20 protein-coding genes are annotated in these 21,969 nt (G+C 47.3%); 6 read left to right on the top strand and 14 right to left on the bottom strand.

The window, feature by feature from the left end; translation table 11 throughout:
* Positions 1–29 precede the first annotated feature (29 nt).
* Entirely contained in the window at positions 30–734 is a 705-nt protein-coding gene (locus OXN25_20125) for a sigma-70 family RNA polymerase sigma factor (protein ID MDE0427169.1), read from the bottom strand.
* 650 nt (positions 735–1,384) lie between these two features.
* On the opposite strand from OXN25_20125, the gene OXN25_20130 reads away from it, so the two are divergent.
* Positions 1,385–2,731 carry a glycoside hydrolase family 32 protein gene (locus OXN25_20130; protein MDE0427170.1) on the top strand — a complete coding sequence of 449 codons (1,347 nt, stop codon included), beginning with the start codon at positions 1,385–1,387 and terminating at the stop codon, positions 2,729–2,731.
* Positions 2,732–2,772: 41 nt separating this feature from the next.
* Here the strand turns inward: OXN25_20130 and OXN25_20135 are convergent, their stop codons facing one another.
* Positions 2,773–3,183 (bottom strand): secondary thiamine-phosphate synthase enzyme YjbQ, encoded by a 411-nt coding sequence (locus OXN25_20135; GenBank protein ID MDE0427171.1) that lies wholly within the window; start codon positions 3,181–3,183, stop codon positions 2,773–2,775.
* Positions 3,184–3,238: 55 nt separating this feature from the next.
* Here OXN25_20135 and OXN25_20140 point away from each other — a divergent pair, with 55 nt between their 5' ends.
* The gene (locus OXN25_20140; protein ID MDE0427172.1) at positions 3,239–4,033 is read left to right on the top strand and encodes a sugar phosphate isomerase/epimerase; all 795 of its coding nucleotides are present in this window, start codon (positions 3,239–3,241) and stop codon (positions 4,031–4,033) included.
* Here OXN25_20140 and OXN25_20145 read toward each other — a convergent pair.
* The 6 genes from OXN25_20145 to OXN25_20170 form a co-directional block, all read right to left on the bottom strand.
* Positions 4,028–5,251: a phytanoyl-CoA dioxygenase family protein gene (locus OXN25_20145; GenBank protein MDE0427173.1), complete on the bottom strand. Its 1,224-nt coding sequence runs from the start codon at positions 5,249–5,251 to the stop codon at positions 4,028–4,030. The two genes, OXN25_20140 and OXN25_20145, sit on opposite strands and share 6 nt — an antisense overlap.
* A 36-nt stretch (positions 5,252–5,287) precedes the next feature.
* On the bottom strand, positions 5,288–6,019 hold the full coding sequence (locus OXN25_20150; protein MDE0427174.1) for an SDR family NAD(P)-dependent oxidoreductase: 732 nt from the start codon (positions 6,017–6,019) through the stop codon (positions 5,288–5,290).
* Between the two features lie 138 nt (positions 6,020–6,157).
* The gene (locus OXN25_20155; protein MDE0427175.1) at positions 6,158–6,886 is read right to left on the bottom strand and encodes a TIGR04282 family arsenosugar biosynthesis glycosyltransferase; all 729 of its coding nucleotides are present in this window, start codon (positions 6,884–6,886) and stop codon (positions 6,158–6,160) included.
* Between the two features lie 35 nt (positions 6,887–6,921).
* Positions 6,922–7,173 carry a toxin-antitoxin system HicB family antitoxin gene (locus OXN25_20160; protein ID MDE0427176.1) on the bottom strand — a complete coding sequence of 84 codons (252 nt, stop codon included), beginning with the start codon at positions 7,171–7,173 and terminating at the stop codon, positions 6,922–6,924.
* The gene (locus OXN25_20165) at positions 7,170–7,436 is read right to left on the bottom strand and encodes a type II toxin-antitoxin system HicA family toxin (GenBank protein ID MDE0427177.1); all 267 of its coding nucleotides are present in this window, start codon (positions 7,434–7,436) and stop codon (positions 7,170–7,172) included. The genes OXN25_20160 and OXN25_20165 overlap by 4 nt, the downstream gene beginning before the upstream one ends.
* A gap of 77 nt (positions 7,437–7,513) precedes the next feature.
* Complete coding sequence (locus tag OXN25_20170) at positions 7,514–9,442, bottom strand: hypothetical protein (GenBank protein ID MDE0427178.1); 1,929 nt, start codon at positions 9,440–9,442, stop codon at positions 7,514–7,516.
* Between the two features lie 229 nt (positions 9,443–9,671).
* Here OXN25_20170 and OXN25_20175 point away from each other — a divergent pair, with 229 nt between their 5' ends.
* Positions 9,672–10,475, top strand: a complete 804-nt coding sequence (locus tag OXN25_20175) for an RNA polymerase sigma factor (protein MDE0427179.1) — start codon at positions 9,672–9,674, stop codon at positions 10,473–10,475.
* 159 nt (positions 10,476–10,634) lie between these two features.
* Here the strand turns inward: OXN25_20175 and OXN25_20180 are convergent, their stop codons facing one another.
* Genes OXN25_20180 through OXN25_20195 form a run of 4 tightly spaced genes read right to left on the bottom strand, consistent with a single transcriptional unit; the run spans position 10,635 to position 14,923 of the window.
* Positions 10,635–11,663 carry a hypothetical protein gene (locus tag OXN25_20180; protein ID MDE0427180.1) on the bottom strand — a complete coding sequence of 343 codons (1,029 nt, stop codon included), beginning with the start codon at positions 11,661–11,663 and terminating at the stop codon, positions 10,635–10,637.
* An 18-nt stretch (positions 11,664–11,681) separates the two neighbouring features.
* Positions 11,682–12,857, bottom strand: a complete 1,176-nt coding sequence (locus tag OXN25_20185) for a glycosyltransferase family 4 protein (protein MDE0427181.1) — start codon at positions 12,855–12,857, stop codon at positions 11,682–11,684.
* Positions 12,811–13,314, bottom strand: coding sequence for a tRNA (adenosine(37)-N6)-threonylcarbamoyltransferase complex ATPase subunit type 1 TsaE (gene tsaE, locus OXN25_20190; GenBank protein MDE0427182.1), 504 nt, complete (start codon positions 13,312–13,314; stop codon positions 12,811–12,813). The genes OXN25_20185 and tsaE overlap by 47 nt, the downstream gene beginning before the upstream one ends.
* Positions 13,315–13,321: 7 nt before the next feature.
* Positions 13,322–14,923 carry an ATP-binding cassette domain-containing protein gene (locus OXN25_20195; GenBank protein ID MDE0427183.1) on the bottom strand — a complete coding sequence of 534 codons (1,602 nt, stop codon included), beginning with the start codon at positions 14,921–14,923 and terminating at the stop codon, positions 13,322–13,324.
* A 405-nt stretch (positions 14,924–15,328) separates the two neighbouring features.
* Here OXN25_20195 and OXN25_20200 point away from each other — a divergent pair, with 405 nt between their 5' ends.
* Positions 15,329–16,174, top strand: a complete 846-nt coding sequence (locus tag OXN25_20200; GenBank protein MDE0427184.1) for a hypothetical protein — start codon at positions 15,329–15,331, stop codon at positions 16,172–16,174.
* A 91-nt stretch (positions 16,175–16,265) separates the two neighbouring features.
* Positions 16,266–18,368 carry a hypothetical protein gene (locus tag OXN25_20205; protein MDE0427185.1) on the top strand — a complete coding sequence of 701 codons (2,103 nt, stop codon included), beginning with the start codon at positions 16,266–16,268 and terminating at the stop codon, positions 18,366–18,368.
* Between the two features lie 41 nt (positions 18,369–18,409).
* Here OXN25_20205 and OXN25_20210 read toward each other — a convergent pair whose 3' ends face one another.
* The gene (locus tag OXN25_20210; protein MDE0427186.1) at positions 18,410–19,297 is read right to left on the bottom strand and encodes a hypothetical protein; all 888 of its coding nucleotides are present in this window, start codon (positions 19,295–19,297) and stop codon (positions 18,410–18,412) included.
* Between the two features lie 77 nt (positions 19,298–19,374).
* Between OXN25_20210 and tenA the strand changes: the two genes are divergently transcribed.
* Positions 19,375–20,052, top strand: coding sequence for a thiaminase II (gene tenA, locus OXN25_20215; protein ID MDE0427187.1), 678 nt, complete (start codon positions 19,375–19,377; stop codon positions 20,050–20,052).
* Here tenA and OXN25_20220 read toward each other — a convergent pair.
* Complete coding sequence (locus tag OXN25_20220) at positions 20,049–21,878, bottom strand: ATP-binding protein (protein MDE0427188.1); 1,830 nt, start codon at positions 21,876–21,878, stop codon at positions 20,049–20,051. The two genes, tenA and OXN25_20220, sit on opposite strands and share 4 nt — an antisense overlap.
* Positions 21,879–21,969: the final 91 nt, after the last annotated feature.

A 21,969-nucleotide genomic window follows, 5' to 3' on the forward strand; every position in this document is an offset into this window, starting at 1 on the left:
TACCAAAACCTAACAAAAATGTCAATAACTTACACAATGTAAACACTACCTACTAATTCAGCAATTTCTTCATGAGAGAACCTGTCTAATAAATACCTTCCCATCATCATACTCTCTTCAGATGAAAGGAGAGATAGCAAATCATCTAACTGGCTTACGATGGCTTTCAGCAAATTTCTTGTCCGCGCTAATCTATGTTCAACCGATTTGAATGTTGTGTTCATTAACGCCGCTATTTTTTTTTGCCTCCAATCATAAAAATAATAGTATTGCATAATTTGCCGGTCTTTCTCTGGTAGCAAATGGATTAAGCGTCTTAACACAACCTCCCGCTCGCTATTTACCTGAGATTGGCCAAAGGCTCTATAGGCATTAATTGCTGCGATATCACCTGTAAGTAGCATTGTCTGTTCTTCGACAGAAGATTCCTCGTAGACCAGTAATTCCGTACCGGCTAATCGCCGATCTTCATCACGCTGCCGATTCAGCGCGAGATTTCGTGCAATAGTATATAACCATCTTAGCAATTTTGCCGGATCCCTGAGATTTTCCATCTTGCGGAATGCGCGGGAAAAAGTATCATTAGCAATTTCCTCAGCATCTTCGTAGTTTCTCAAAAATTTAAGAGTATAACGGAACACTTTTTCATAGTACTTTTGAAAAATCAGATGGTATGCTTCCTGATCATCAGTATCTTTTAGTAATCGCTGAATTAATTCAGCGTCATTAGTCATGCTATTTTACAGTTTGGTAATAGGGAACAATTTTTAGTCAGTCGTATTACTTTCACCTCACTAAAGCCTAAGTAACAGTCTGCTAATTACCCTTTGTTATTAATTGACACCAGTTTTAACAAAATCCCCGCAAAAAAATTTAATATGGAAAGTTTGTGCCATTAACCATTTCAAATCACTCGATCTCTTGTAGGAGGCCGACCTTTTAAAATTAAAGACACCAGTTTGCAGGTGAAAGGGTGCATAAATACCAAAAAAATCTGTGTTTACGCTTAAATTGTAAAAGTGAACCTTAGGTTCGTCCTTTTCGTATTTATGATTTTATTACTAACAGTCTAATTTTATTTTCTTTTTCACATTTATTAAAGTTTGGACAATTTGTGCAAATTTTATGTTAAGTTTCCGAGTATTCTTGTATTTTGTATCCTTCAAGACTTACGCAAATTGAGCAAATATCGGACATTAAGGACGCAAAAAGCAGTAATTTCTGTCTTGTAATCCCTTATCAGGGGGGCTTTAAGACGGAATGCGTAGGTCCTATTGTGGATAAACAAGCATCCTTGACAAAATCGAGCATCTGTATAGAATAATAGGCAAAGTAGTAGGCATACGCCGTTATGCCGTCCACCTGATGGAAAGGATACAATTTCATGATCCAGACAGCTTATAAAGAAACCTATCGTCCGCAGTTCCATTTCACACCCAAAACCAACTGGACGAACGACCCAAACGGTCTCATCTACTATAAAGGCGAGTATCATCTCTTTTTTCAGCACAACCCATTCGGCATCGACTGGGGCAACATGACGTGGGGACATGCAATCAGCACAGACCTCGTCCACTGGAAGCAGCTTCCACATGCCCTGCATCCCGATGAACTCGGCACAATCTTCTCGGGTTCGGGGGTCGTAGATTGGAACAATACCGGTGGTTTCCAAACAGGGGACGAGTCAGTGCTCGTCAATTTTTATACATCTGCGGGTAGCCATGCTCCCAAGGAGGTGCCGTTTACCCAAAGCATCGCCTATAGCAACGATCGCGGACGGAGTTGGACGAAATATGAGGGCAACCCTGTCATTGCGCATATCGTCAGAGACAATCGTGACCCGAAAGTAATCTGGCATGAACCCACGCAAAAATGGGTGATGGCACTCTATCTCGACCAAAACGACTATGCCTTGTTCGGATCGACAAACCTTAAGGAATGGACTCGGTTGTCCGACCTCCAGATTCCCGATACAGAATGTCCAGATATTTTTGAACTCCCTGTGGATGGTGATCCCGATAATACCAAATGGGTTTTCTGGGGTGCGGCGGGGAGGTATTACGTCGGTAGTTTCGATGGAACAACCTTTACGCCCGAAGACGAAGCACATCGCGCCGACTACGGTGCCAACTTTTATGCAGCGCAGACGTGGAGCGATGTCCCAGAATCCGATGGCAGACGCATCCAAATCGCTTGGATGAGCGGCAGTAAACCCCCGGATATGCCGTTCAATCAGCAGATGAGTTTTCCGTGTGCTTTAACCCTGCGGACGACTTCGGAGGGGATTCGTCTACATCGAGAACCGGTAGCCGAGATAGAAAATATCCACGCCTACACGCACGCGTGGAGTGATCTCGCCTTGAAACCGGGTGAAAATCTGCTTGCTGGATTGACAGGTGAGTTATTCGATATCCGCGCTGAAATAGCACTCAACGACGCTGCTGCCGTAGGGTTCAACATTCGTGGAGAGGACGTTCGCTACGACGTGGCGAAACAGCAACTCACATTTCTTGAAAGGAGTGGTCCACTTGCGCCACAAGGTGGAAAAATCAGTTTGCAGATTTTGGTGGATCGTATCTCTATTGAGGCGTTTGGCAATGCTGGCGAACTCTCAATGACCTCCTATTTCCTACCCGATCTCAATAATGTGGACATCGGAATTTATGCCGATGGTGGGACTGCGAGGTTAGTCTCGCTGAAGGTACATGAGTTAAGGTCATCGTGGGTATAGTGCTTTAGTCTTGTAGGAGGGGTTTGTAACCCCGATACCTACTAAAAATAAAGCGTCGCCGTGAGGTTCCGCCTGCCACCTCTATTTCGGAATTCGCAGAGATAAATCCCTTGCCAGATGCCTAAGTTGAGGCGGTGGTCGGTAATCGGAACGGAGACGGTAAAACCCACGAGTGATGCTTTGATATGCGCCGGCATATCGTCATCGCCTTCTATCGTGTGTCGGTAGAAGGGTTCTCGTTCCTTGACAAGCCGGTCGAAACTGTTCGCAAAATCTTCGCGTACAGTCGGATCATCGTTCTCGTTGATGGTCAGTCCGGCTGAGGTGTGTTTGATGAAGAGATGTAGGATGCCTTCTTTTGGCAGTTCACCGAGTGATTTCATAATCTCATCTGTAACGAGATGAAAGCCACGTGGATATTCGGGCAAAGTTATTTCGATATGTTGAATCACTTTTCAATGGACTCCTTGGTTTTCTAATTAATTTGAAAGGATATAGGAAAATTTTATGGATATTATCTGTGCTTCTATCTGTTACCGAGGCTACGCTGAAGACGAGGTAGCCGCAACTTTGGAATATGCGCCACAGATTGGCTATCGTCTCATGGAAATCCATGGACCCCTTATCTGGAGCGTGGATGCCGCGCTTGCCTTTGATATAGACGGTATGAAGGCGAAAATTGATGCCGCTGGCATGAAGTGTGCAGGACTCTATCCTCCGGGTTGGGGTGGACAGGACACTGCCGATGTTGACGCACGCGCAGGCGCAATCGCCAAATGCGTTGAAATCGCCGAGGGACTCGGCGCAACCCATCTAACAACAAGCGGCGCACAACGCAGGACGGAACCCGGGGCGTTGGACAGAGTTATTGCCTGTGTCCGTGAGGTATTGCAACGCATACCTGCAGAGAGTCAAATCAAATTGACACTTGAACCCCATCACGGGAACGTTCTTGAGCAAGCCTCGGATTTCCAAACCATTCTGGATGCGATTCCAGACGAACGGGTCGGTGTCTGTATAGATACAGGACATTTCCATTCATCCGGTGTTGATACACTTGCTGCGATTCGTCAATTCGCATCGCGTCTGTATGCAGTGCATCTCAAAGATCATCTCGGCACTGTGTCTGTCGGCATCGGACGCGGGGATCTCAATCTCAAAGAGATTATTGAGGCACTCCAAGCGGTAGACTATCAAGGCGACCTGACCTTGGAATTAGAAGTCGAAGATCCAGAAAATCTCCCTCGCTATACAGAAGAGGCTTACTTCTATCTGAAGGGAATGCTCGGTTTACCGCTATAGACCCCACGTTTCAATAAAATCCGCAACACCGAAATTAGCAGGCATCTCGTTGAAATAGTAGTGCATCGGACCCGATTGAAAACCCGGTAGATACAACTCTTCGTCGGTTTTCAAAAGCGCGTCAAGTGGCTTGAAACGTTCCCATAGGAGAGATGCCTCCTCCTTCGTAAACCGATCTTCAGCGAAGGAGGGTCCCCAGTTCAGCGTGATGGCGTGAGGTCCCTTGCCGCGGTTCTTGAGCTCATCGGGAATATCTTCGAGTTCACAACCGTGTGTAAACGCCACAAAGCACGCAGCTTTACACAAAAAGACGGTGGAGAGTATCTTCCCTTTCTTACCTCTGTCCGGATGCAGTTTTTCCAAAGCGGCGTGATAGGCATTTGCATCCTTTTTGATAGCAGCTCGGAGTGCTTCTTCACACCATACTTTCATCTGATTGCTGCGCACATTCCACCGGTCAAACATCCCTTGTACTTCCGGCGACAGATACTCTATATAATCAGATGTCGGATAGTGGGTGTAGTTTGAGAAACCACCATGGATCGTGCGTCGCATTTTTCTGCTGTAGTTGCTGCCCCAGTGCAAAATTGGCAGAATGTAAACGACTCCGTCGCCGGCATTAAGATGTGTTTGAAGGGCACTGAGTAACGGCACCTTCGGATCTGTCAACAACTGCTCATTTTCCGCCTCGGTATTTACCCGTAAGTGGCTGCCGGGCAGCACCCATAGCACGCTATCATCATAAAGCGAGAGATTCCACTGAACGTAGCGCGGTCCGGTCTCCACAATATCGTCGATATAGCCCAGTAAGGGTGCTGTATCAATGGGGTGATGGTCTCGATGCCAAGTCGCAGGTCCACAGTCTCGGACCGGATTACACATAAGCATCATCTCGGTAACACCGGCGTCCGCTGCGCCGAGGAGTTCACTGCTAATCCCTTGCATATTTTCATGCGCCCAAATTTCGATAGCACTGGCAGTTTTCTCATCGACGTGCCCCGCGAGTGGGTCGCGTCCAAGCAGGAGACGCGGTTGTGCGGAAGTCTCCCATACGCCGCCGGGTGGGTCGTTTGGTGACCGTTCTCGTGACCAGATTTCTCGCTGACGCGATACCATCAATTCATAACTTTCCCGAAGCGCGTCGAGTTCTTCTGGCGGTATTACCTCTCGAACAACGAGATAACCTTCCTCCATGAATTGCGTCCGATTCACTTTCATAATGTGCCTCCGACTACGTGCCGATAAGCACGAGTATTAGCCACGTCCGACATAGAGTTGACCAATAGGTAAGACGGTCGCTTCTAACATATTAATGTTTGGCGGGAGGGTTGCCATTAAAACAGCCGCTTGTGCCAGATCGTCAACGTCCATCATCGGTTCACTCGGTGGCTCTGCACGATTTTGATGACGTTCTACATAGGTGTTCCCGGGTTGTAAACAACTCGCCGTGATCCCGTGTGGTCTTCCCTCTAACGCCGTTACCTGTGTCAAACCCCAGATGCCGAATTTACTCGCACTGTAAGGCGCAGTCCGAGGACGAACCCGATGTGCCGAGATACTCCCGACGTTGATGATACGACCCCCGTCACCTTGCGCCTTCATAATTGCGAACGCCTCGCGTGTACAGATAAACGGTGCCCGGAGATTCACATTAATAACCCAGTCCCAATCCTCTGTTGCGAGTTCACCTATGGGACCTCCGTTAAATGCCCCAGCGTTATTGACAAGGATATCCAAACGTCCGTATTCGTCCATCGATTTTGCAAAGAGTGCTTTGATCTGTTCTTCATCTGTTACGTCTGTCGCAACAGTTAGCACCTTTGTGCCATTTGCCCGAAATTCGTCAGCGGTTTCCTCGAGGAGTTTGGCATCCCTTGCAGCGATGGTTAGCGTCGCGCCTTCCGCTGCAAGTCCTCTCGCAATCCCCCTTCCGATTCCGCGGTTTCCACCCGTTACAATCGCAAATTTTCCGTCTAATTGTCCCATTATTTTCTCCTGTTCTTTTTTGCCTGTAGTCGAAACTGTATGAGAATGAAAAAATAGATTAGATAATTGACGGGCAATGAATTGCCCTACTACAAACAGAGCGGTTCGTAGTAGTGCGATTTATCGCACGTTGAGAAATTACCGATTTAGATTCTTAATCTCCATTGGGTGTGTAATCTTTGAAAATAATTCCGTCAATAGAGATTCTGTTCTAACGGCTTGCACCGTTCCGCCGGCGAGTCGCGTCGCCGATATGTGCGCATACAAAAACGCCAAATCTTCAGCCGTATCTATGTCATACCATGGGGGTAGAAGTCCCACCGTCGCCTTTACTGAACGAATACGCGCCAGCGTTTGTTGAAAAACGCTCGCTGTGCTCCAGGCGATGTTCTCAAATACAAACGGTACTGTTGTTTCCACACTCCGCTCGGAAAAGCCGATGAGGTAATAGCCCCCATCCGTACTTGGTCCGATAGTGATGTCCCGCGAGTCAAGTTGTGTAAGTGCCTCTGAGATGTATGAAATCGGTAACGTCGGACTGTCCGAACCGACGAGTAAAATTTTTGTGTATCTGTGTTCCACTGCCCACTGTGTCGCTGAAGTCAATCGTTCCCCGAGATCAGTTCCCGTCTGCGGGATATAGATGGCATTGTCTCCGATGAGTGCTTGTAAATCGGGTTTCGCATCTACGGGTGTATAAGCAACAATTAAGTCCACACCGGAAAGTTGGGCAAGCGTTTCACACCAATCTCTGAGGAACGCCGTATATAATGTCGCCGCTTGTTCCGGTGAAAACGTTGGGACAAGCCGAGTTTTGACCTGATTCGGCACCGGATTCTTAGCAAAAACAATGACACAGGTTTTCATGATTTTACGTCTGTAGTTTTACAAATACTCTGATGCTATAGATGGAATGCTTGGCGAAGACGTGCCCAGAAACTCCCTGCAGCATGCTTTTGTGGTGGGTTCTCTGATTCCTCCAGAACTTCTATGTAGAGATCTACTACGTCTTCAAAGGCAACGCGCAGCTCAGCGTCAGTGTCCCCGTGAAAACCAACAATGTGATCAATATTAACAACGTGCCCAACAAAGCATTCATCTTCGTCACTATAGATAATTTTAGCAGTATAGCCTCTATATGTCATTGTTTTCATGGTGTTATTCCTACTCGTTTTAGAAAGTCTCGGGCATCACGAACTTGATATTTGCTTGCCTCTTTTCGAGGATGGGGTCGATGAAATGTGACAGGCTCTCCCTTCAGTTTGAAAGTCACAGAAGATCCGCGTCCTTCCTTTTTTGTAGCACCGAGTGCTATGAAAAGCGATTCAATCCGCCGCCATTGTAGTGTAGCGGAGGTTCGTGTGCTAAAAATAGCCTCTAATGTCCTTTGGTGTCTTTTGTTTAAGTGTACATTCATACTGTAACCGTGGATGTGCTTTAACTCTTAACCTTACCATATACCGCTTGAAGTGTCAATCTAAAAACAAAATGACTCTAATACCAAACCCGATACACCGGTATCTCGAACACGGCACCCACTAAACTCCAAAACGTTCCGACCAGAAAATCGCCCAGAATCACACCAACAAAGAATGGTGCTGCCTTTCGATAGAGTCGCAAGCCTCCGAATTTGAGCAGAACCGCTTTGATGACCCAACTCACACAGACCGCACTCCAGACCCAAACCATGCCCGCAGATAAGCCGAGTGCGTAACCCGCCGGATGAAAAGGAAACCAGATAAACTGTCTTCTCAGAAACATTAATCCCAACGTGAACAGCGATGCAAACGCCGAGAAACTTAATCCTGTGCTATCTGTAGCATGCGATTGTTGCAACCACGGCAGCAGCAAACGTTCAAAGGTCTCAAAGCCTATACCGATAATATAACCTTCAGTTCGCGCCGCACCGTGTTGATAGATGAGATGCAAATACGCCCAGAACGAAGCAGGGATCGCGACCAATAGCGCAACGATCATCGCAATCGCCATCTTTTTCTGTGAAACCGAGGCGCGCTCCGAGATTTTGAATCCCTCTAACTGACTCGGCATCGGGTGCGAGACGTTATCCCGAACATAAGGATACAAAAAAGAGAAAAGCGTCAAGTTCGCTGCACCAATCCGTCGCACGCCTAAAACTGAGACCAGCATCAGGGGTGGATGTGTCCAAATCACTTCATGATAAGGTACACCAACCGCCGCCCTCGCATAAGTTATGGCAATTGACATAAGGAAGTAGAGACACAGAAAGGCAAGAAGAATCCCAACAGACATACCCGCCTGTTGAAAAATAAAAACCAGAATCGCTGTGCCTACCAAGATGCCGAGCAGGGCAGTCCGATACTGGAAAGGTTCGTTTGTGGGAGTTGAAGGTTTTAAAGCCGTAGAAAACACTGTTTTGAGGTGCTTGCGACTGACCCATAAGATTAAGATACCGAGCGTCAACCACGCACCAACCCCTTGTTGGTTGTAATAAGGAAACCCCGGTAGCGATTTCCACCCACCCATGCTCCCTAAAATCAACTGAAATTTTGTGAACAGAAAGAAGAACCAGACCGAAAACGAGAGGTCAAGCGGCACAAAGAACGTCAAACCGATGACCCACGGATAAAAGAAGAGTGGCAGCCATCCGATAGTGCTCCATGGTTTTGTTGTAAAAATTTTCGCACCGAAGTCGGGGATTTTAAGAGGGATACCGGGAACAGGTGGATAGAGAGAATGAAGCCCGTTAAGGAGTTCTACTGCTGCACAGATGCTAATTCCAAGCCATAGCAACCGTCTTGAGAAAAAACGTGGGGTCGTCATCTCTATCGGGAGTTGTGCAATCGGATAACTGAGGCGTTCCCGTTCACTCCACTGTACACGTTGGATGCTATTGAAGCACATCAAGATAAAGAAAAGAACAAATGTAACAAACGACCAAAGCAGTGTGGGACCTATCCATGCTGATAGGTGTCTTGCTGTGTATAGGGTCGAATTGCCCTCAAAGAAACCTGTGAGCGCGCCTTTATCTTGAACTGTGAACCAAGATGGAATATATCTGTGGAACAGCGTTGCGTATTCGTTTTCAAAGGTAGCGAACCAGAACGGATGCGCCAGAATCCCCAAGATAAAGTCCATCGGGTTGTGTCCAGAGACGACACACAGCATAACCAACATCTGATAGACCAAGAGAAGTTGGGCACGACTCAAAGCGAGTTGTGGACGGATCCGTTTTAGGAGTATGTTGAATAGTACCCCGAAAAAGAGATTGACAACCGGAGCTATGAACAGGGAAGCGTAGGCAGGATTCAGGGAGTGGTAGATACCGCTGACCAAGGCAATCCAATAGGAGTTGAGTAAAATTAGGACCACACCGATGGTGAGGGGCGGAAGAAGTGAAGTTGTTTCAGTTCCGATGTGGGGTTGATGTCTCTCTTCTGACATGACAACTTTCCGCGCACAAGCATCACTTCTGACTGAATGGTGTTGGGGATGACCGCGTCTTAACCTAATTCGACAGTGCCCCATTTTCGCTGCTAAAATTCGTTCTTATCAGCATATACCTTAAGCGCAACCCCTTTTTCAACTCTTAACTTTACCATATACCAGTTGAAACGTCAACTAAATATTTACACACCCTATTACAAACCACTTATCATCACGGAGAATCCTGATGAAAAAAGACGATGCTCAGCTGATTCACAGTGTCCTGTCAGGTGACGATACGGCATTCAGTACCTTAGTTCAAAAGTACCAAAAGACTGTTCACGCCCTTGCGTGGCAGAAGATCGGCGATTTCCACCATGCTGAGGAAATTACACAAGACACTTTCCTACAAGCATATCAGAAACTCGCAACGCTCAGGGATCCCGATCTTTTTGCAAGATGGCTCTGTGTCATCGCTAACCGGTTCTGCATTGATTGGCTGCGCAAGCAAAAACCTGCGATGCAATCGCTGGATGACACGCGTATGGATATGGTCGAGGAAATCTCTTATACACGTTATATAGCCGAGCAGCACGAGACAAAATCCATAGAAGATTATTGTGAAATCGTCGATACTCTTTTGCAAAAACTCCCGGAAAGAGAACGCGTGGTTATGACACTCTACTATCTTGATGAAATGACAACCAGAGAGATTGGTCGTTTTTTGGGAATCTCGGTGAACACGATTCAAAGTTGGCTCCATCGCGCACGGAAACGTTTACAAGGGGAAGCGTTTATCGGGACACAAGAAGCTGGTGAGGAACTTAAGCGAACGGATGTAGAATTAATTCTGAAAGATATTGTGCCTAAAATGCTGAGTACCATAGAGAAAAAGATTTACGCCGAATTCCAGGCACAACTGGGAAAAAGTATTCACGAGACAGAGATGAGCGAAGATATGATCAAACAAGTGTCCGAAAAGATGGCGAGTGATATTAGGGAAAAAATAAGGGCAGAACTTCAGAAAAAATTTGAAAAAGAATGTGTTTGAAAAAGTATAATACATTTCAGGAAAGAAATCAATCCGTTTCTGTTTTCTGAAAATCTGCGTAATCTGTGATTCAGACAAAAAGCATATCACAACAAACACTCTTGAAAATCCTATTATCCTGCAAATCCTGATTCAGACAATTGACAAAATTTTTACATTCTACCGATCCTCAATCATCTCACGAACCGGCGGTGTCTGTGGCTCTACCGGTTCCGGACGCTGACTCAACCACCACGCAAACACAACGACAAGACACGCAAGCACAATCCCACTCAGTGCCATCGGAATACCCGTCGATTTTCCATCACTCGCATCAATCTGATATTTCGCAACAACCGCCGATGCAACTGCCACGACAGCCATCACAAGGTTGACAAGCCAAGGTACTTGAAAAAGCACCGCAATCAGCGAAACCACTGCGACAGTCAAACTCAATTGCGCAAGCGGGTGGTAAGGCGGTCCATCAAATTCCTCAGCATCGGAGGTGCCGCCATGTCTGTGAGAAGCTGGGATTGGCGCGCCCTCTTGATACGTCATCTCGATGAGCCGGATGAATTCTGCCAGCATCTTTTCCTCTTGAATCCATTCAAAGAGATCCGGGTATTCGTGACGGAGAAGGATTACAAACTCTTGACGCTGCGCACTGAAATCTGTGAATTCTTCCCAATCCCTTTCTGCCACAGTGACGTACGGCTCAGGACCGACACGGAGTTCATAACCTTGCCCGGTAACGTAGACGACACTGCCGACCCCTTCGCGTTCGGAGATGAGTAGTTCTGTTGGATCGTCAGGATCTACCTGTTGATTGTTATCTTCTTGGACAACAGCCATATCGCGTTGTTTGAGTGCTTCCGCTGTTTCCTCGGCGCGCATTGTCATTTCGTTATCCGTAACGGCTACACCGATACGACTTACCAATTCCATAGCTTCCACTTCATGTTCGGGTGCCACGAGGAGCGCAGTTTGGCGTTCCGGCTTTAATTCGATCGGTCTACATCGGATCTGTTGCGCACTCAGGGTGGCTTGAATCAACTTCACCTCCCATTCATCATTAGTTCGGTGAATCTCAATCCACTCGTCAGTGTTACCAACGCCTTCGCCAAACAACCGAGATACTTGCCGCAGTTGTCCTTGGCTCGCTTGTCCACCCTGCGGTGAGCTGGTTGTTTTTTTTCTATCTCCATCCATAATAATTCCTTTGGTGTATTAAGATGCCGTTAGCAGTTCCGTATAGACTGCCTCCGTCAAAGCGGTGTTTTTTTGACTACTGAATAGCTGCACAGCACGTGTGCGAGCGGCTTCTCCCATTGTTCTCAATCTTTCTCGGTCAGTTGCAAGGGCTACTACAGCCTTCGCAATTGCTGGCGCATCTTCGGGTGGCACTAAAATTCCTGTTTCAGACGTGACGAGTTCTTTACTACCACCCAACGGCGTAGCGATCACCGGTTTACCGACCGCCATCGCCTCAATAATCGTACGCGGACAGGCTTCTGGGATAATAGATGGCACCAATACAATGTCCAGTAAACTCATTACGATACGCGTGTCCGATAGAAATCCCGTGAAGATGACGGAATCTTCAACACCCAAATCCGCAACCTCCCGTTTGAGGGAATCCATATAATCAACGTCTTTTTGGAAATAGGGACCCCCGACAATCAGGAGCTTAATAGGCGTTTTTCCCTTAAGTTCCGCCATCGCGCGGACTAAGAAATGAATACCTTTTTCGGGTGTAATCCGAGTCACGACCCCGGCGAGTAATGACGCGTCAGCGGCATCGGGAAAAAGTTCTCTCCGAAGGGTTTCTACCTCCTCTGGCGATGCCTGAAAAGCGTCTAAATCTACACCGTTATAGATTAATGTCTGCTTTGCCGTAGGCGCAAAGTCCCAACGCGTCGCCTCTGACACCAGAATCACGCGTTGGAGAAGCCTTTCGCAGAGTCGGTCTAAAATGCCATACGAGGTTGCATAACGTTTGTGCATCAGGATCGGAATGCGATTTATCCTTGCAACAATCCCGCCGAGGAGTGCCACTGAAAGTGAGTTTGCGTGTATAAGATCTATCGCGTGTCGTTTTACGGCTCGGTGGAGTTGAAGGACGACCTGGAATTGCTGAAAGTCTGCCAACAGATCACGAAATGTAAACCGTTTCACCTTATCCGTTTTATTGTGCGCCGCGGGTAGAGACAGTGGAACGATCTTCGCTTCTGTCTTTGCGACTTCCGCTGCGAAAGCACTATCACCGAGACATCCGACAAAAGGGGTCCAGTGATTCCTATCTAAGAGGCTTAGCAGCAGTAGAAGACTCCGTTGACCGCCGCCGATACCTGAACCGCTATCGAGGTATAGGATGTTGGATTTCGATGTGTCGGATATTTTCATCTACAGGACTCTGTGATATTGACGCGTCTGCTTCGTTATAGTTATCTGAGATGTTTGTCTCTTCAACCGTTATGTGAATCTTTATACAGGTATCAGGCAAGGCATCTGCCATCCGCTCTGCCCATTCAATGATACAAATCCCGTCGCCTTCTACATATTCGCTGAGTCCGAGTTCAGCAATCTCTTCGCTGTTTTCAAGTCGGTACAGATCAATGTGGTAGATCGGCACCGTTCCATTATATTCGTTAATCAGGATATACGAGGGGCTGCTGACAATCTCGTTGGGTGCGATACCTACACCCCGCGCGATGCCTTGGGTTAAACAGGTCTTGCCAGTTCCGAGGTCACCAATAAGTGCGATGACATCTCCTTGTTTGAGCGTTTGACCGAGTTTCTCACCGAGTGCTTGTGTCTCACGAGGACTTTCTGTTGTAAAGATTTCGTTTCTATTTTCCATCTGTTGTTTAAGTTCCAGCCGCACATCTTAAGATGTCTTCCTGCGTTAGATTCTCGTTGGTAAATTCACCCATAATTTTGCCTTCATGTAGCACCAGAACCCGGTCGCTCATGCCTAAAATCTCCGGTAATTCAGACGATACGAACACAATCGCAACATCCTCTCGCGCCAGTTGCGCCATGAGTGCGTGGATTTCCGTTTTCGCACCAACATCAATACCGCGAGTCGGTTCATCAAGAAACAACACTTTTGGATGCGTCATCAGCCATTTCCCCAGAACCACTTTCTGTTGATTTCCGCCACTCAGGTGGTTCACGGGAACATCAAGTGAGGTCGTCTTAATCTGAAGAGAATCCACATAACGTCCACTTTTTTCAGATGCCACATCGTCATCAATTATACCGTGCGATACAATATCCGACGAGGCATTGAGACTCGCGAGCGTCATGTTGCGGACAACATCTACATCCAGAAGTAGTCCGTAACGCTTCCTGTCCTCACTGACCAGTCCCAACCCATGCGCTATCGCCTGATGTGGCGCGTGGATTTCGACGGGTGTGCCGTCTATAAGAACTTTACCCTCCCATTTCCCAGAATAAGCCCCGAAAATAGTGCTAATCAGTTCTGTTCTACCAGCACCCATCAAACCTGCAATGCCGAGGATTTCCCCGCGCCGCACCTCAAAACTAACGTCTTCCAGCTGCGGCGGTTCCGAAGGGTAAGTGCTTAAGTTTTCTATTCGGAGTGCTACTTCTTGATTCGATGCATCTTCAGAAGTCGGGCGGGCGTGTCGTTTCGGAAAGAGTGTGGTTAGTTCCCTACCGACCATTTCTGAAATGAGTAATTCTTCCGTGCATTCGCGAGATTCAACAGCGTGCGTGGCTACCGTTTTGCCATCCCGTAACACCGTCACCCGATCAGCACTTTGAAAAATCTCCTTAAGTTTGTGGGTAATGTAAATACACGCCACACCTTTTTCCCGGAGTTGCATCAAAATACGCCGGAGAATCTCCACTTCGCTTTCCGTCAAGGCAGCCGTCGGTTCATCAAGCACCAGTAGGGGCAGGGTTTCCCTGCCCGTTGCCTCTGCCCGTAGGAAACCATCGGGTTGGGAGACCCAACCCCTACTACGTTCTAAGGCTTTTGCTATCTCTACGAGTTGTTGCTGACCGATACCGAGTTCATAAACCGGACGATCTAAGGGGAGTGTCAACCCGAATTGCGACAAAAGTTGTCCAGCGTCGTGATAAAGCCGTTGTTTGTCGATAATGCCAAATCGCTCAGGTTCCTTACCGAGATAGATGTTCTCGGCAACCGTCATCTCTGGAATGAGTGCCAATTCCTGATGAATAACAGCGATTCCAGCGCGTTCTGCGTCACGCACAGTGTGAAATTGCTGTTTGAGCCCATCAATACGTAGCTGTCCATCATAAGTTCCGAAGGGATAGACACCCCCGAGGATCTTAATCAGTGTTGATTTACCCGCACCATTTTCTCCACAGAGGGCGTGGATTTCGCCACGATTTATTTCAAAAGAGACAGCGTCTAAAGCGCGCACACCCGGGAAGTCTTTGGTAATCGCCTGCATGTGGAGAAGTGGGGCTATCACGGTTCGTCAGTCCTTTGGTACGCAATTTTCTGTTATTATAGCAGCCTTAGCAGTAGAAATCAAGTTTTTCATTGGAATCAGAATTGTATTTTAACGGGGATTTTCACGGAGGTTTCACGGAGCTGTTTGGGAACCCTTGATTTCACTGGGTTTCTGAACTTAGAATTGTGCGTTCTCCGTGAAAGTGGTTTTTAGTTATATTTTATTTAACGAATAGATGTTTTTATAATAGTTGTTGGCTGTTAGGACCGCTGGCAAGGTTTCCTAACCTCGCCAGCAAGAATGCGACATAAGTTCTATAAAAAATTAACTTGATTTTTTTTATTAAATATGTTATCATATATATTGTAGTAACAACTTTTTTCAAAAAATATAAACCCCTAAAGTCGCTTCTGGGAGGATGTCATGGCTGAAGAAAAAAAGGACGAAATGGTTCCAGTTACTGCCGAATACGAGGTCGTTGATCAGGTGGATGATCAGGCTATTATTGAGTTGATGACAGGTCAGACGATTCAGGATTACGTCTATTCTTTTAAACAAGGTGGACGTACGGTGGAAGGGTTGACGTTAGCTGGTATTAACGAGGCTGCCAACCGCCGCGGCGGCATCCAGATCGAAGAGGTCAAATACGAAGAACGCGATCACTCTTGGATTGCGACCGCCAAAGCAGTTGATACAATTACCGGTTCGTCTCGCTATGGGGCGTATGAGCAACCGAAAATGGCTGGGAGTCGGCAGGATCCATTCGCTTTCACCAAAGCAATCCATAAAGCGCAACGTAATGCAATAAAACAATTGATACCTGTTCCGGTTATCCGTGAGGTGTTAAACTTTTATCTCCATCGGAAGACCCACAACGCGAATGCAGCACCACAACCGCAATTGCCACAGACGGGGGGTAATATTGCCAATGCCCAAAAAGCCGCTTTCGCTATCGCAAACAATCTCGCAGCTCCCCTTGAAAAGAAAGGCGTTACGAAAGAAGATCTCTGGAACTACATCAAACGTAAATACAGTGTAGAGTCCCGGAACGACATGACCGAGATGCAATGGACGCAGCTCTCCGCTGAACTCAAAGCCGCGGAAACATCGTCCAAATTGCTCGATGAACTCTGTGAGCGGATTAAGCAACTAACCGCAGCTTCTCAAGAGAGTGAAGTCCCAACCGCGGAGGAGTCCGCAGACTCAGGAAACGCAGCTCCCAGTGGCACGCAGCCGGAAACCGCACAGGCACAAGAAGATCCTTTTTAGTCCATTCCGTTGACTCGTGATAACCGCTGCTGACGAGGTTTCCTAATCTCGCCGACTCACCCAAAAAGCGATTATTCGGGGTGAGGCAATTATGCAGGCGCGTCGATTCTCTATCCAGCACATCGTCGTGATTGTACTACTGGTGATACATATTTTACCAGTTTGGCTGTTCAAGTACACCGCCACCCAAGACGGACCTGCCCATGTCCACAACGCCCACGTCTTGAAGGTATATCACAATCACGAAAACTACATCTTGCGGGAAGTCTACGAGCGCAACCCGACGCTTTTTCCGAATTGGACTTCCCATGTCGTTATGGCAGGGCTGATGTTTGTCTTTCCGCCACTTGTATGCGAAAAGATATTCTTTAGCCTTTGCATAGGACTCCTACCGCTCTCCCTCCTCTATCTCTTGAACAGTGTTCAAAAAGGCAAACCCCTTTTCTGCTTAGTCGGTTTCATTTTTGCCTATAACTACCTGCTACACATGGGTTTCTATAACTTCGCCTTAAGTGTCTCCCTATTTTTCTTCGCACTCGGTGGCTGGTGGCGATGCAAGGATAAACTCAGTGTGAAGGCGTTCGTTACGGTTTATGTGTGGCTCACCGTCGTTTACCTCACACATTTCCAATCTTACGCCCTCCTCACAGTATCTCTGACGGTCTGCGGCGTTTTCTTATATATTTATGAAGCCTTAGAATCGCCTCGCGCCCGTTTAATCGCGCAGCTGAAATCTATCTTCCTCTTTTTAGGGACTATGCTCCCCGCATACATAATCCTGCTAACCTACTATCTTGTGAAACGGGAAGGGGGCGGCTTCCATCGAAGTTTTGAAGGGTTGATGCAGTACTTTCTCTCCGTCGGTTCCATCATCTCTTTTCGGGATGCACATAGTCTAATAGGCAACCTTCTCCTTGCTGTGTTTGCCAGTGCCTTTTTGCTCACCGTAATCGATAGGGTTCGCAAAGTCTATGCACAACGTAACGCCTCGGAATCCAAAAACAGGGGTTATCGAGGTGCTACTGCAATTTTGAATCAGGGGGACGTGTTTTTGCTGGTCGCCATCATACTGACCTTTCTCTACTTCAGATCGCCATGGAGTTTGCGTTCTGGTGGTATGTGGATCAGCGATCGGATACATATCTACATTTTACTCGCGCTGCTTCCGTTCTTTACCTTTAACTTTCATCGGTTCGTTGACTACGCCTTTAGCAGTATCCTGATTGTTTTAGCGTTATGGCATCTCGGTTATCACGTTCAAACCTACTATCTGATGGACAGAGACGCGAAAGAGGCACTCTCGTCTGCGGAGATGATTGAGCCGCACACTGTCTTGGCAAGCCGTCCAGGTTCATGGGGAGGGACACCAGATTCGGCGAATTGGGATTTCAAATACGTCCTTCCGTTTGAGCATATAGAGGGCTATCTATCGTTAGAGAATGGTGTCGCCTATCTCCAGAACTATGAACCGAGTACGGATCATTTTCCGCTCCGCTACAAGAACAGGGAAATGACCCCAGACTATGTCCTCGTTTGGCGCACGGAGTATGATGGTGTCGGCGACCTCGTCCAAGATTATGAAGTGATTCATTCAACAAACTATAATCGACTTTATCGGCGTAAGAAAGCGGTACCCGATGCGCAATTATGGAAGGATACAACAACGCGCACTTTCGACATGCAGCCCGCCGATGGCGAGAGTGCCGCTGGACATATCGCTGTATACAAGGACACAGGTTATATCGACGGAAGGTATGGCTGGCTGTCTAAATCTATTCAGGATGAATTTAAAACCGGCGGCGGAGGTTTTGAACTCAAATATTGGCATACAGAAGACACGCAACCTACACCAGACATCCGCGATATCTTGGGAGAAGATGAATCGCATCTCCTTCTGTATCAGGATAACCTTTGGGGTGAAGCGGACGGCGTTTTCAGAATCGCACTCCCCAATGGCAGTTATGAAGTAACATGCTATTTCCACGCCGGTGTTATCGCACCCGTGGAAATTAACCTTATTGCAAACGGCGAAAAGAGATTCCAGGAACTACGTCTCACTTCCGCAGATGCGTCTGCGGAAAGACAATACACTATCACGATCACCGACGAACATCTGACTCAGATAATCTATACACAGAAGAAACGTTGGACGTGGAGTGGTTTTACGGTTAAACAGTTGTCAAAGGGAGATTAAAAATGAAAACGAGTTCTGGTTGGGGCGATGTAGGTTTGGTCCTAACAGCTAAGCAGATATTCTCGGCTCCGTACAGCATCTTGCAGCGAATGTGCAGTCGGTGTGTTCTCAAGAAGTAGATCGCCAGTATATTGCCGCGTTTTCAGGTGTTCGGCAATTGCTTGGAAGTCCACAAATCCATCACCTACCTCTGAGAGAACACCGGCTTCCGTTTTCTGTTTGAAATGCACGGATGTGAGGTCTGGCATCTCGACAGCACTCCAGAATTCGTCCGGCGGATTCACCGTTGTACCATCAGCGAGATACGTATTGGTCTCATCATACGTAAGTTTCGCGCCACCAGCGACTGCTAACTTCAAGGTTAACGTGGCAGTTTGTCGCGCATTCTCTACGGCAAAAATCATCGGATAATCTGGTAGCAGTGCCTTGTAATGTTTGAGATTGGCGATAGCCGCTGCCTCGTCAATATCGCCTTCAGTTTCGAGATCGACAAGTCGGAGTCGCGCTCGCGCCGGGCAAAGCAGATACGCCAATTTCTTCGCACTCACGATCTGCTGTGTATCTGTCTCCCTATCTTTTGGGGCGGAAAACCACGGGTGCGACATAGCGTAACTCAAAGTAAGTTCGGATGCTTTTTCGACGAAGGACGCAACCGCTTCAAAAAGCGAGGGGTGCTTCGTTTCGTGAGTCTTTCCCATCCAAACAGCGTCGCAGATCATTTTGAATTCGGCATCGGTGTATGCAGACATCGCTGCTTCGAGTTGTCCAATGAGTTCGCCGAATTCGGAGTTACGGAGGTAATCGCCTTCCCGCACCTCCATATCCTTAAACCCATTCGCACCGAATTCTACCATCAGTTCATCGAAGCGCGCACCCTTTTCTATTTCTTCAGACCAGATATTGGTTACAATTCCGAGTTTTTCAAACATTTTGACATCCTTTTCTTTTTCGGGTATGATATATAGCAGAGATTATAGCATACTTATAGGGAGTTTCAACAGTACCTATGGCACAAACCGAAAAATTTACCGATGAACTCAGACGCGCTGCGGCACCAATTTGGGAAGCCGACCTTAAACATCCTTTCGTTCGCGGTATTGCCGATGGCACGCTACCGACAGAGAAGTTCAAGTTCTATCTCATTCAAGATTATCTTTTCCTATTAGACTATAGTCGCGTGTTCGCGCACGGTGTTATAAAGGCTCACGATGAAGCGACAATGGCGATGTTTGCGGAGCTCCTCAACGAGACGCTGAACACCGAGATGGATTTGCATCGCGGGTATTGCGAGAAATTTGGTATCTCTGCCACTGAGATGGAGGCTGCACCCATCGCACCTACAACACATGCTTATACCCGACATATCCTCAATATTGCGGAAGCCGGCACTTTGGCTGAGCTCGTCGCCGGTGTCCTACCGTGTCAGTGGGGTTATGCCGAAATCGGAACAACGCTTGCTGAACAAGGGGGTTCACCAGCACCGCTCTATCAGGAATGGATTGATATGTACGCCTCACCTGAATTCCTCGCGTTAGGTAAGTCGCTACGGGGTCTACTCAACGGTCTTACAGCCGAGCACAGCCCTTCAGCAAAAGAACGAATTAAAAACTGCTTCTTGATGAGTAGTCGTTATGAGTATCTCTTTTGGGAGATGGCTTATACGCGAGAAGAATGGAAAATTTAGCCTTGCAACGGCACAGCGACATGGAAGACGCTACCTTGTCCTAAAATGCTGTCCAGCCATATCCTGCCCCTATGACGAAGCACAATATGCTTGACAATAGCCAGACCTAACCCGGTGCCGCCCATCTCTTGGGCGCGTCCCTTGTCTACTCGGTAGAACCGCTCAAACACGCGAGATTGCGATTCCAGCGGGATGCCGATCCCTGTGTCTTGGACATGCACGAGGACTTCTTCCGAGGTTATATTGAGTCCTTCAAGGACGTTACTCGTGTCAGTTTCTGCCGAAATCGTAATTGTTCCACCATCTGGCGTGTATTTAATCGCGTTGTCAATCAGATTTACGAAAACCTGCATGAAAAGTTGTTGGTCCACGTTAACCTTCGGAAGTTCTTCAGGGATCTCCCATTTTAGAACCAGTCTGGACTCTTCTAATAGCGGTTCAAACAAGTCTAAAATTGGTTCATAGAAAGCATTGAGATGACAAGGTGAGCGTCTCAATTCTCTGTCACCCAACTCCAGTCGAGAGAGTTCCAGCAGCTCGGAAACTAATTTTGAGAGGCGAGCGGAGTGATTGAGAATTTTCACGAGAAACTGTTCACCCGTCTTTGTCCGAACGGTATCTTCACTCAGTAACGTTTCGGCGTACCCTCGGATTGTTGTGAGGGGTGTGCGAAGTTCATGCGACACATTCGCTACAAAGTCAGCACGGATACGTTCCAATTGCCGTTCCTTCGTAACATCATGGATAACGATGATGTACTCTTGACCGGCGGAAACAGGCACAACCGTTACCTCTGCTTCCGGTTCATATAGGTTACCGAGTTGGATTTCTGCAAACGCTACAGTTTCTGTCTGTTCTGCTTTTTTCAGGAGGGCTTGTAGTTCGGGGATACGGTTGATTTCAATCAATGCTTTGCCAATATAGTCGTCTGGGAGTTCCAGCATAGTGACAGCCATTGTGTTAGCGTAGGTAATCTCGGATGCCCCATCCACGAGTAGCACACCTTCGCCCATGTTCGTTAGGATGGTCTCGGAGCGTCGGTGTTCTTCAGAAATTTTGTCGATCTGTTCCTGTACCCTATCTGCCATCACGTTAAAATTCTCCGTGAGCTGTCCCAATTCGTTTTGTGAATCGACGGGAACACGCGAATTTATGTTGCCAGCAGCGAGGGATTTTGTCATCTGCGTTAGTTTCTCAATCGGCTTTATAATGGCACCCGTGCTAAAAACACTGAATACAATTGCAAGAACCAATCCCGCCACGCTCGCGATGAGTGCCGTTCGTCGGAGGTTACCGATTGCTGTGTTGACGGCTTCCATCGGAAGTGCGACGCGACAAATACCAATCAAGGAAACTTCTCCATTTGAAGCGTTTTCAGTGTGAGTATTGCGATATATTGGCATCGCGAAATAACGAAATTCTGTCTGTGTTGTGTCGCTGTATCGATCCAGAATGCCTCTTCCATTTTTAAGTGCGTCTTGGACCTCTGGACGTGCGAGATGGTTGTCCATCCCTCGTAACGCTTGTCCATCTCGTTCTGTATCGCCCCAGACAGTTCCATCTACGCCGATGAAGGTTACTCGTGCTTTACCCGTCTTTCCGAGTCTATCCACGAGGGGGTCTATCGCATCATAAGTAAAGTCACCCTCAGCAGGAAGTTTTTCGATGAAAAATTCCCGGGTTAATGCTGCTTGAACTTCCAATTCACTGGTAATTCGATCGCTCATGGAATCCTTGAGCATCGTTCCAAGAAAGATATATATAGCGAGCAACACTAAAAGCATAATACCTATGTACCTGAGTGTCAATTGTGTACGGATGTTCATTTGCTGTCTTTTTAGTACTTCTGTACAACCTGTCTTCTATATCCGATTTGGGTCTTTTAGAGGAACATGCAAGCCGATATTAGAGGGTCAA

This window comes from Candidatus Poribacteria bacterium (assembly GCA_028820845.1).
Classification (GTDB): Bacteria; Poribacteria; WGA-4E; order WGA-4E; family WGA-3G; genus WGA-3G.